The organism is Streptomyces sp. NPDC002209 (genome assembly GCF_042890265.1).
Taxonomy (GTDB): domain Bacteria; phylum Actinomycetota; class Actinomycetes; order Streptomycetales; family Streptomycetaceae; genus Streptomyces.
On sequence record NZ_JBIARX010000022.1, the window covers coordinates 89,453 to 100,302 of the forward strand.

Sequence of the window (10,850 nt, forward strand, 5' to 3'; positions counted from 1 at the left end):
TGTTCTGCTTGTCACCTGCAGGAATGGTTGCGTGACGATCCCCGGGTGAGGGCGGGGGAGTGGTGGTTACGTTCGTTACGTGGAGGGCATCTACGCGGGAGAACGGGCCGTCTCTCCGGCAACAGGAACCGTCCGGTGGGTCGTGGTCGACTCCCGGTCCTACAGGCTGCACACGGAGGCCGTGGCTTACCTCGCGTCCCTGCGCGGCCGGGACTGCTCACCGAACACCGAACGTGCCTACGCGGGACGGATCGCTCTCTACCTGAACTTCTGCCTGATACGCCGCCTGGAGTGGACGACACCCGGCTTCCTGGGACTGGCCGCACTGCAGCAGTGGCTCATCGAGGCGCCCCTGCCCTCCCGCAGCGGCGGGCTCAGGACCGGCCCGGCCCGGTACCGCTCGCGAGTCACGGCGAACGCGGTAATGACTGCGGTGGCGGAGTTCCTCCGGTTCGGGCACGCGCATGGCTGGGTGCCGGCCTCCACGACCGGACTGCTGTCGGAACCGAAGCTGCTGCGCTTCAACCCGCCCGGCTATGACACCGGCGAATCGGGTCGGCGCCGCGAGGTCCAGGCGGCTGCGTTCCGGTTCCGGATCGCCGAACCGGGATATGAGGACCTCAGCGACGAGCAGATCCGCCGCATGATCGCCATCGCCCCGAGAGCACGAGACCGTTTCCTGATCACGCTGCTCGCCTGTACCGGTCTGCGGATCGGTGAGGCACTCGGACTGCGCCGTGCCGACATGCATCTGCTTGCCTCGTCCCGAACAGTGGGTTGCGGGATCGAGGGCCCGCACGTACATGTCCGCCGCCGCACTGACAACCCCAACCGCGCCCTGGCGAAGTCCCGCTTCTCCCGCAGCGTGCCGGTCACCGCCGATCTGGTCGCGCTCTACACCGACTACCAGTACGAGCGAGACCGGGTGGTCCAGGCAGCCGAATCGGAGATGGTGTTCGTCAATCTCTTCCGCCCGCCGCTGGGCGGCGCCATGTCCTACCCGAACACCAAGGAGATGTTCGACCGCCTGGCCCGCACCGCCGGACACGCGTGCCGCCCTCACATGCTGCGGCACTCGGCGGCGACCCGCTGGCTGCGCGACGGCGTCGACCGGGACGTGGTGCAGCGGCTGCTGGGCCACGCCTCACCGCTGTCGATGGAGCACTACCGCCACGTCGACGACGCCGAGGCACGTGCCGCCGTCGAGCACATCGAATCTCTGAAGGGGTACCCGTGAGCATCCCGTCCGTGACCGTGCTGGTGCCCGCACCACGAGCCGACCAATCACCAGACTCCGACGACGCCGGCTGGGCGCCGTGGCTGCGGGCCCGTCTCGACCCTGACTGGCGGACCACCGAGTGGCGGCCGGACTGCTGGCTGTTCACCGGCAGCGTCCAAGAGCCCCGAACCTCGGTGTCGCTGTGCCGCACGACGGTGTGCGACACGGTCGTCTCACCGGCAGGGATCTTCTGCCCCTTGTGTAGAGAGGAGCAGAAGAGGTCACCACTGTCCGCCGAGGAGTTCTCGCGGACCCCTGGGCCTGTGCGCACCCGGGCCTACTTCGGCCAGTGCAAGGAGCCCTGCTCCGTCACCCGGGACGGACAGCAGTGCGTGCGTCCCTCTCACTGCAAAGAATTGTGCGCCCTGCACTACGCGCAATGGAAGGCGCATAAGAAGAGAGCGGATGCCCGGGACTGGGGCTTGCTCGCCGTTCCGTTCACCGACGTTGAGCCGTGCCCAGTGCCTGCATGTCCCCTGCCTGCTGTGCACACCCGGGGCCCTTGTCGGCTCCACGCCCGGCATTTCCGTGAGTACCGCCGCACTGCCCCGGCCGCCACGCTCGCCGACTGGGCTGCCCACCAAGCCCCCTACCTCGCCCCGCACCAGTTCAGCCTTCTGCCCCTGCCCGACCAGATTCGCCTGGAGATGCTCTACGGCCTGCAGCAGACGGACCCATGGCTGCGGATCTTCGAGCCTCCTCAGGTCCGCCGCCTGGTCCGCGACCTGGCCGGGACCACGACCCTCCTCAGCCAGGTGACCGACGAGCAGATGTGCCCTCGATCCACCGTTGCCGTGCTCAGGCTCCTCACTCGCGTCCGCATCGCGGTCCGGGCCGCTCACGCCGAGTACACCGGAACCGCGCCAGCCAAGGCGGACTTCCTGGACCTGCGCGCGTTGGGCCAACGCGCCCGGACAGCTGGTGGCATCAAGACACCCAAGACCGTCGACCTGCGCACGATCCAACAGCCCTGGCTGCGCGATCTCCTGCGGACTTGGACGATCCAGCAGCGTCCCAGCTCGGACGAGTTCGCCCGCACCCTGCGCGGGGTCGAGCTTGCCTCGCGAGCCCTCGCACCACGCCAAGGCACCGAAGACCCCGCACGGCTGCGCTACGACGACGTCACCGCCGTGGTCGAGGCCTTCCGAACCGCGCTCAAACTGGACGGCGAGCCCGCCGGCTGGAACTACCGGATGTCCATCGCGAGCCACTTCTTCGCACTGATCGACTACGGCCGACGCTCCGAGACGACCGAAGCCCTCTCAGCCGCCTTCGTCCGCGACCCTGCCACTCACCGCATCACACAGGAAGAGACCAACGAGGACGAGATCGGCAAAGCAATCCCCGAACCGGTGATCCGCCAACTCGACGCCCACCTCGACCTCCTCGGACAGGGACGGGCCCGCGGCCAGCGCACCCTCGCACCCGCCGACCTGCAGCTGATGTACCGCACCCTGTACGTCGTGCTCAGGGACACAGGACGCCGCCCCCTGGAAGTCCTCTCCCTGCCCCTCGACTGCCTCGAGACCCGCCACGACCAGACCTCCCTCGTGTGGAACAACCACAAGGCCCGTCGGCACCGCAGGCGCCTGCCCATCACCACACCCACCGCAGACGCCATCCGTACCTGGAAAACCCGCCGCGACCAGCTCCAGCCCACCCTCCCGCCCTCCGGCGCGGCCTACCTCTTCCCCGCACTGACCCGCCTCGCCACCCGCCCCTACCTCCACACCAGCTACCTCGGCGAGACCCTGCGCCACTGGGTCGACTCCATCTCCCACCTCCACGACGAAGGAACCGACACCCACGGCAACCCACTGCCCTTCGACCGGACCCTCATCTACGCCTACGCCTTCCGGCACTCCTTCGCACAGCGCCACGCAGACGCCGGAACCCCCCTCGACGTCCTGCGCGAACTAATGGACCACAAATCGGTCAGCACCACCCAGCGCTACTACACCGTCTCCCTCAAACGGAAACGTGACGCCGTCACCAAACTCTCCGCCCACGTCGTCGACAACCACGGCCGTCCCAGCCCCTGCTCCGAGTCCACCTACGAACTCCGCTCGGTCGCCGTCCCCTACGGCGGATGCACCGAACCCAGCAACGTCAAAGCCGGCGGAAGCTCCTGCCCCATCCGCTTCCAGTGCGCAGGCTGCGGCTACTACCGCCCCGACCCCTCCTACCTCACAGCGATCGAACAGCACATCAACGAACTCCGCGCCGACCGCGAGACGGCCCGCGCCATGGACGCGGCCGAATTCGTCATCACCGCCCTCACCGCCCAGATCAGCGCCTTCGAACAAGTCACCGACCGAATGCGCCGCCAACTCGCCGCCCTGCCCACCGCGGAACGGCAAGAAATCGAGGAAGCCAGCACCATCCTGCGCAAGGTCCGCGCCGGCACCCACACCCTCCTGCCGCTCACCGTGATCACCCAGGAGGACCAGGCATGAACGCCCGCGGAAACACGCACACCCTGGTCCAGGCCCGCCGCCGCGACAGCCTCGACAAACGCCAGCGCGTCCACACCGCCCTCGCCGCTCTGGAACAAGAAGGAAGGAAGATCACGCACACCGCAGTCGCCCGGACCGCCGGAGTCTCCACCTGGCTCACCTACACCGAAGGCATCCGCGAACACATCGAAGCCGCACAGCAACGCCAGCGGCAAAGGGTCTCGCAGCCTGTACCTGCCCGGAATCCCGATGCGAGGTTGCGCACGGAACTGGAACTGGCCAGACAGGAGATCCGCGCCCTGCGCGAAGAGCGCGATCAGATGAGGCAGGCCCTCCGACACCAGCTCGGGCAGCAACTCGATGCCCTGAGCACTACTGTCCTGACTGGACGGGTCGACGAGCTTACGCGCAACAACCAGCGGCTCGCCGACCAGCTCCGGCAGGCTACCGACGAGAACACTGCCCTCAACGCCCGCGTCGCATCCATGGACCAAGACCTCGAGGCAGCCCGCACCAGCCTGCGCCGCATGATCCGAAACGAGAACACTGCACGCTGATGCCTTGGGCTAGAGCCAGTCAGCGAACAAGTCGCACTTAACCTGACAAATGCGCGCGACAAGCGCTCTGGCGCTTCTACCGGGACCACCAAGGTCTTTTGAGCGCGCGCAGGTGTTCCCGGACGGCAGCGATGTAGGCGGTTTCCAGCGTCTCCAGCGCGCTGAGGTCGATCTGTGCTGGCGGGATGTTCATGGCCGTGTCGCTCTGGATGGGAGACGCTTCCCACGCTGCGCGCATGGCCGCTCCGGCCGTCTTACGCAGCTCCTGGACGAGCTCCGCGTAAGCAGCGCCCACCGCTTCGGATTCGATCTTCGTCCATGCAAGGTGGTAAGAGAGGTTGCCCTGGATCTCCCGCAACGTCTCCGAGAGCCGCACGCGTTCTTCGGCCGCGGCGTCGAACCGGCGCCGCCTGATGGCGTAGGGCATCTCCTTGTAGGCGCTGTGGGCGGCGAAGGCCTCGGCGAAGGCGGTCCGGAGCCTGCTGATCTCCTCCTCCCGGCTCTTTCGCCGTGCGAGCCATATGTTGATGGCCGCCGTGAGCATGGCGGCGAGAAACGCCCCGGACACCACGGCCGGCAACACCAAGGTGGCATCAGCCGCGGCAGGGGCTGCGGGGGGAGCCGACGGAACCACGGTGGCCGTCGACACCGCCGGGACCGGCAGGGAAGGGGCCGCAGGTGTCGCGGAAGGCACTGCTGCGGTCGCCGATCCAGAGGGAGCCGGCGGCGCAAGTGCCGTCTGGACGGGCGTCATGACGACCTCCAAGCCGATACCGGGCACGCCGCTCACGTGCCGTGGGGAGCTTCCTGGCCGGGCCACTCGCCCGTGCCGCGCCACCATTGTTCACGCAGTAGATGGGCCACCACATGCCCCAGCAAGGCCTCCGGCCCGTCCTTGCGGATCCAGCGCTGCTCAGGCGCATCGTACGGGTACCACATGCACAGAGCACCGTCGGAGTACCGGTGAGGCGACTTGGACGGCCCGTCGGTGTACACGTGCGGCACGTCGGGGGCTCCTGGGCCGAAAACGATCGAGACCGTCTGCTCGACGACGTCCGCGACCCGCAGCTGGACGGCCAGGGCGAAGCCACCGCGGAAGCGGCGCGGAGGCGGGATGACCCTGACCGCCTGGCCGCAGGCGGCCAGGCGGCGCTGGAAGGCGATGCGGGCCGCCGGCCTGGCGAACCAGGCCGGCGCATGCCAGGCAGGACGGCGTCTCACGCGTGAGGTCCGGCGCCGTAGGCCCGGGTGGGCCGTACATCGGCCGCCGGCCCGCTCAGCCCCAGCGCCACCGTTGTGACGGGCGTGCGCCGCCGCAGCGCCGCGATCTTGCCCGCGAAACTGTCGGACACCGGGTTCTGTACGTACTGGTAGAACACCCCCGACAGCGCCGACAGCACCGCCTCGCGGTCGTCGTCGACCGCCAGAGCCTCGGCCACGCCGTCCGCCGCCCCGCGCAGCCGCCGGGCTGCAGCTTCACGCCCCACCAGCAGCTTCACGTTCGGCGAGACCCCGAGCGGGTCCTTGGTCGCCGTCCCGGCCTCCACCCGGGCCGCAGCCTTGGACAGCACCGTGCTCAGCGCCTTCGCCACGCCCATCCCCGGTTCGATGAACTCCCACGCCCAGACCGTCAGGTTGTGCGAGGAGAAGCCCGGCTGGGAGTACTGCTTGTTCCAGGCCTTCAGCAGGCGCACCACCCTGCGGCGGGTACGGCGCTGGGACTGCGTCCCGCCGGTGAAGAGCTCGACGTGCCCCTCCGGGTCGGACGCCTCCCACCGGTCGGTCTCCAGGTTCGGGATCCACAGCCCGCCCCCCTCCTTCCGGGTGAGCGCCACGACCAGGTCCACCGTCGGGTCCTGGCCGTCGACCGGCTCCCCGAAGGTGATTTTCGGGCCGCGCTTGGAGGTGCCGCAGCGGGCTTTCGGATACACCTCGCGCACCGCGGGGCCGAGCAGTGCGCACAGCTCGCCGGTGATCACGGTCGGCGTCTCGCCGCCCCCGTCCGGTCCGAGCCGCGGATACACGCGCCGGTCCAGGACGACTCCGCCGTCACCGTCGCCGACCGGGTGGATGAAGGTGTGCTGGGGCAGCGAACCACTGCGGTAGGTCCGCAGGGCGCCCGTGAAGCCGATCGCGCTCGAGCTGACGAGCTCCAGCCGCGTACGTGCCTGCGTCAGCGGCTCAGGATGAGCGTCGATCTGGTCGCGGATGTCGTTGAGGATGTCCTCGGTGTATCCCATGAAGATGTGTCCGTTCAGGTGAGGGGCGCTGAGCGCCGCACATCGCCCGGGACGTTCCCCGGGCGGAGCCGTCACTCGGCGGCTCACCCTCCTCTGACGTCACACCGTCGAGATCGTCCGGGCGGCCCTCACCCTCGCTGAGATCAGGTCAGGAACAGTCGCGGCAGACCGTGTTCGCACCCTCGAACCGGGACGGGGCCAGGACCATGAAGCACGCCTTGCAGGGACGATCGCTCTGCCTCCTGGCGGCCGTGCAGCCACAGTGCCCCTGCCCGCATGAAGGGTCCCCGCACTCCGCACATCCCGGCTCGGTGATCTTGAACGGCTCCCCGCACGTCTCGCACTCCCACCAGGAACCGAACCGGGAGCTCCCGGTCCGTGGTCGCGGCGCTGTGAAGGCACGCCAGGCCACGTTGTCCTCGGCGAGCACCGCGATCAGATAGTCCTCGTCACACCAGGCCGCCTGCCCGTAAAGCAGATCGCTCTGCTGGCCGGACCGGTAGAGCACGAATGTCTTGTCGCGCTCGACTGTGGCGCGGGTCCCCAGGGCCGCGGCCAGGAGCGGGGTGCCCGACTGGTCGGAGTCCCGAGCCGGCGGAATCATGCCGTGAGCCGCGGCGAACAGCACCCGGCCCGCGGCGTCGAACAGGACGACCACGCCCCCGCCGGCCAGGTACTGCGCCGCACGCACACAGCACGCCTCGCGCGATGCCCGGGAGGTGCGGAACATCGCGACCACATCGTCGGCGCAGGGCCCGCGGCGGCGTACGTCCGCGGCAATCTGCGCATCCGGCACGAGGATGCGCGCGGCGAAGGCGTCACATGCGGCTTCCTCGAACGCTTCGGAGTCCTCCCAGTCGAACAGGCGCTGCCCCAGCTCGGGGTCGGTCTGCTGGAGATGGTGGCCCAGCTCGTGCAGGCCGGTGAATCCGCGGCGCCGATGTGAGCGGGCCGCCCCGACCACCAGCGTGGGGGGATCGGTCTGCGACCGGTAGCTGCCGGCGACCGAGCACCGGCCACCGCCGTCCGACGCGGCCTCCAACGACACCTGGACGTCCGTCCAGCGGCCGAGCTCGGCCAGCGGATCAGCGCGCAGCGCTTCCACGGTGCCGGGGTGCAGCCGCTCAAGAGCCGAGATCATCGCCTCCGCCTGACGCGGAGCCTCCTGGTCGAACCGGCGCCGTGTCATGCGCCGGCCTTTGTACTGTCCTCGCCGCCGAGGAACTGCTGCAGACGGGCGTCCCAGTCGGCCGCGCCACCGCCTGTTTCGCGAGCTGCCAGGGCGAAGGCGCCGTAACTGCCCCAAAGACGCGCCTGGGCTTCACTGATCTCCAGCTGCCGGGCGCGGCGTACCCATACCGAGCGCCACCGCGGGTGCTCTATGGCCTGGACGAGATCGGCGGGCAGGGGACGGACCGTCCGGGCGATCTGCTCTGCGCTCAGCCCGGTCACCGAGGCGATGGCGTCGATCCGGTCGGCAGGCAGCAGAGCCTTGCCGCGAAGCAGTTTCATGACCTCGGGCTGCGGCATCTCCAAGGCAGAGCACAGCGTTCTCAAGTCCAACCGGTCGCCGAGCAGCGACGCCAACGTCCCGGGAGGCCGCCCGTTCTCCTGAACTGGCAGACCGGGCGCATGTTGCAGATGCTCCAGGTCATCGGCGAGGCCAGCTCGCGTCTCGGCGTCCGGCTCCAGGGCGGAACGGATCATCTGTCCCTGGCGTACCCCTGCCGCGGCTGGCGCCGGCCGGCCCTGTGCCCGGGCCGCCGCACACCCCACGATGTCCTCGTCCCAGGCATCGACCACGCGCTCCAGCACGCGCATGGGGACACAGGAGACCAGCCCTGCCCATACGGTGGCCTCGACGCCGAACGCGGTACGTGCCGCGTCCACGACCACGCTGGTCTCATCCTCACCCGGCGGGTCGATCGTGATGGGGACGGCGTTCACCTCCCGAGCCTGCACCTCCAGGACCAGCACAAGCACGCTGACCTCGTCCCAGCGTGCCCGCCACACCTGACCAGCCTTGATCTCTGCCTGAGCCGGATCACCGAAGCGCTCCTTCAGCCCTGCCTCCGACAGAGCATGCGGCCCACGCATCTGCCTGGCCAGGTCCAGGAACCGCTGTGGCACTCCCGAGTCACTCATGGTGTCCTCCCGCATCCATCGACTGAGCAGGCCTCCACCATCGACTGACGTCATACCGGCCAGGACGTCCGGCCCCGGCCGCGCTCATCGTGTCTGCGCCGCTTCGCTGCACAGCCGGATCACCTCCGACCCCACCGAACGTACCTGGTCCCCGTCTCCGTTCCCGACGAGCTGCTGCAGTTTCTCCCGCAGACGTGTTCTGTGGTGATAAGCCTGGGACCGGCCGCAGCCCAACAACGCCTGGAGCTCCCCTGGACGCTCCAGATACGCGACCATGCCCCGCTCCTGAGGGCTGAGCATGGCCACGATCTGTGCCGCAGCAGACATCGCACCGGCTTCGTCGTCGCGAGCAAGCACGATCTCCTCTGGGGAGGCGTGCGTACTGGCGGTGATCTGCGATCCCGCATCGTCGGGGAGTGAGAGCACCCTCGGATCCAGCGTCACGGGAAAACGAGAGATGAACACCTCGACGAGCTGAGCGACCTCCATCGATCCGGCGGCGGTGGACAAAACCGCACGGATCACGGCCTCCAGCGACTTCCTGTCAGCGAGAGGGGCACGACGCGTTTCACTGGTCCACTTCGGGATCTTGATATTCGGCACGGCGTACGCGGCTTTGACGAGCGGGTCGGGGGGACCGGACCAGGGCTGCACTGTGGTGCCGGACAAGCGCCACCTACCGGCCCCCGCCTCGCCCGGCGGCACTGCCTCGAAGGCACTGCAGTCCGTCAGCACGTCTTCCAGCAAGCGCCTGACCGAACCGAGCGCAGTCTTGCGGGCTTGGTCGATCAACCAGCGCCGGATCGATGTCCGCAGCAATCGTCCGACACTGTCATCGTCGGTGGCCAGAGCCAGGAGATTGGCGGTGACCGCCTGGAGGCGATCCGCCAGGAACTCACTCAGCAGATCCTCCTCATCGGCCTGCTGCCAGCCGGCCGACGGAGCCAGAACGGGAAAGCGCTGCACTTCCTGCCGCACCAGCGTCCCTGTCAGAGATAGACACACGGGGCCGAAGCACCCGAGTTCGTGCAGTTCGTCGAAAGCTGAAATAGCCGGTACCTCCCCTCGATGGGCGAACCGTACGCCAAGGAGCCCTTCTGGCAAAGGAACTTGCCCATTCCAGCTTTCACCGCGACCGCACACCCGCATGGCCGCTGAGGTGGCGATCGCTGCGTCCTGCACCCAGCTGCGCACCGCTCACGTCCACGACCTGGTCCGGGGTGCCTCCACCATCACGCTCCACGACGGACGGGCTCCGCCAAGGCTGCATGACCCACCAGGTACCGTTGTGAGCCCGCCCGTTGCTGCTGGCGGCCCCCGCCGTTCCTGACCGCCTTCGCCGAAAGTGATGGGCGACGTGTGAGTTGCAGTGGTTGGCGACAGGGCTTTCATGGTGGGTTTTGCCTGGTGGGCGGGTTGTGGGGTGGCGTTCTTGTTCGGGGCAGTGTCTGGTTCCGCGTCATCTGTCGAGGTGGGAGTGGGTTTCGCGGTCGCCTGCGGCGGCGAGGTACAGGGTGTTTTTGTTCGTTGCCGGGGGATGTGTTCGGCTCAGATTTGGTCGGCCATGCCCAGGGGGACAGGAGCCGGCTGCGCATCACCTACCCACTCGGAGGGGTGCGGGCACGGGTTTCCAGTTTAGATCCGGTTCATAGAATGAAGCACTCGGTGAGTGCGCGCGGCGGGGTGGGCCGGATTCGAACCGGCGTCTTTCCTCTTAGCTAGAGGGTGCGTCGACCTCTGCGCTACCTTCCCCGCCGCGGCGCGAACAGCCTACCGACCCCGGGTGGCGGGGTCGGTTCTGGTAGGCCTGTACCTGGCCCTTTTTCCCCGGCCGCCGGTTAGGTCGTGACCGCCCCCGTGCAGATCCGGGAGGTTACTGCCGTTGGGTTTCCAGTGCTGGACGCCTCGATGCCGACCCCGCCAGCGGCACCCTAGTCGGAACCACTGACACTGCTGCTGGCGCCCGCGTAGCGGGCTGGTCCTGGAGGCGGAGCCGGAAGGACCCGGGTGGGGGAGCGGAGCGGACCCGCCCAACGGGCCGAAGGCCCAGACCCCGTGAAACGGGGTCACTCTGGCCTGCGGAGCAGGCCGTTCGGGGTGGAGCGCAGCGGGCCCCCGAACCATGTCCGGAGCGAAGCGCAGGACTCCGGCCCGAAGGGCCGGCCCTGGCTCG

General features: G+C 68.6%; 9 protein-coding genes and 1 tRNA gene. 3 read left to right on the forward strand and 7 right to left on the reverse strand.

Annotated elements, in window-relative coordinates; all coding sequences use genetic code 11:
• Window positions 1-181 precede the first annotated feature (181 nt).
• From ACFYXK_RS30000 to ACFYXK_RS30010, 3 genes are all read left to right on the forward strand, one after another.
• Window positions 182-1,237 carry a tyrosine-type recombinase/integrase gene (locus tag ACFYXK_RS30000; RefSeq protein WP_389413971.1) on the forward strand — a complete coding sequence of 352 codons (1,056 nt, stop codon included), beginning with the start codon at window positions 182-184 and terminating at the stop codon, window positions 1,235-1,237.
• A 527-nt stretch (window positions 1,238-1,764) separates the two neighbouring features.
• Window positions 1,765-3,735, forward strand: a complete 1,971-nt coding sequence (locus ACFYXK_RS30005; protein ID WP_389413972.1) for a tyrosine-type recombinase/integrase — start codon at window positions 1,765-1,767, stop codon at window positions 3,733-3,735.
• Window positions 3,732-4,292 carry a DUF6262 family protein gene (locus ACFYXK_RS30010; RefSeq protein WP_389413973.1) on the forward strand — a complete coding sequence of 187 codons (561 nt, stop codon included), beginning with the start codon at window positions 3,732-3,734 and terminating at the stop codon, window positions 4,290-4,292. The genes ACFYXK_RS30005 and ACFYXK_RS30010 overlap by 4 nt, the downstream gene beginning before the upstream one ends.
• Window positions 4,293-4,368: 76 nt before the next feature.
• Here ACFYXK_RS30010 and ACFYXK_RS30015 read toward each other — a convergent pair whose 3' ends face one another.
• The 7 genes from ACFYXK_RS30015 to ACFYXK_RS30045 form a co-directional block, all read right to left on the reverse strand.
• Window positions 4,369-4,941, reverse strand: a complete 573-nt coding sequence (locus tag ACFYXK_RS30015; protein ID WP_389413974.1) for a hypothetical protein — start codon at window positions 4,939-4,941, stop codon at window positions 4,369-4,371.
• Window positions 4,942-5,078: 137 nt separating this feature from the next.
• The gene (locus ACFYXK_RS30020) at window positions 5,079-5,513 is read right to left on the reverse strand and encodes a hypothetical protein (protein WP_389413975.1); all 435 of its coding nucleotides are present in this window, start codon (window positions 5,511-5,513) and stop codon (window positions 5,079-5,081) included.
• The gene (locus ACFYXK_RS30025; protein WP_389413976.1) at window positions 5,510-6,532 is read right to left on the reverse strand and encodes a hypothetical protein; all 1,023 of its coding nucleotides are present in this window, start codon (window positions 6,530-6,532) and stop codon (window positions 5,510-5,512) included. The genes ACFYXK_RS30020 and ACFYXK_RS30025 overlap by 4 nt, the downstream gene beginning before the upstream one ends.
• Window positions 6,533-6,680: 148 nt before the next feature.
• Window positions 6,681-7,721, reverse strand: coding sequence for an ImmA/IrrE family metallo-endopeptidase (locus ACFYXK_RS30030; protein ID WP_389413977.1), 1,041 nt, complete (start codon window positions 7,719-7,721; stop codon window positions 6,681-6,683).
• Window positions 7,718-8,677: a hypothetical protein gene (locus ACFYXK_RS30035; RefSeq protein ID WP_389413978.1), complete on the reverse strand. Its 960-nt coding sequence runs from the start codon at window positions 8,675-8,677 to the stop codon at window positions 7,718-7,720. Before ACFYXK_RS30035 ends, ACFYXK_RS30030 begins: the two co-directional genes overlap by 4 nt.
• Before the next feature lie 84 nt (window positions 8,678-8,761).
• Window positions 8,762-9,871 (reverse strand): hypothetical protein, encoded by a 1,110-nt coding sequence (locus ACFYXK_RS30040; protein WP_389413979.1) that lies wholly within the window; start codon window positions 9,869-9,871, stop codon window positions 8,762-8,764.
• Between the two features lie 485 nt (window positions 9,872-10,356).
• Window positions 10,357-10,429: transfer RNA gene (locus ACFYXK_RS30045), tRNA-Ser, on the reverse strand.
• Window positions 10,430-10,850 lie beyond the last annotated feature (421 nt).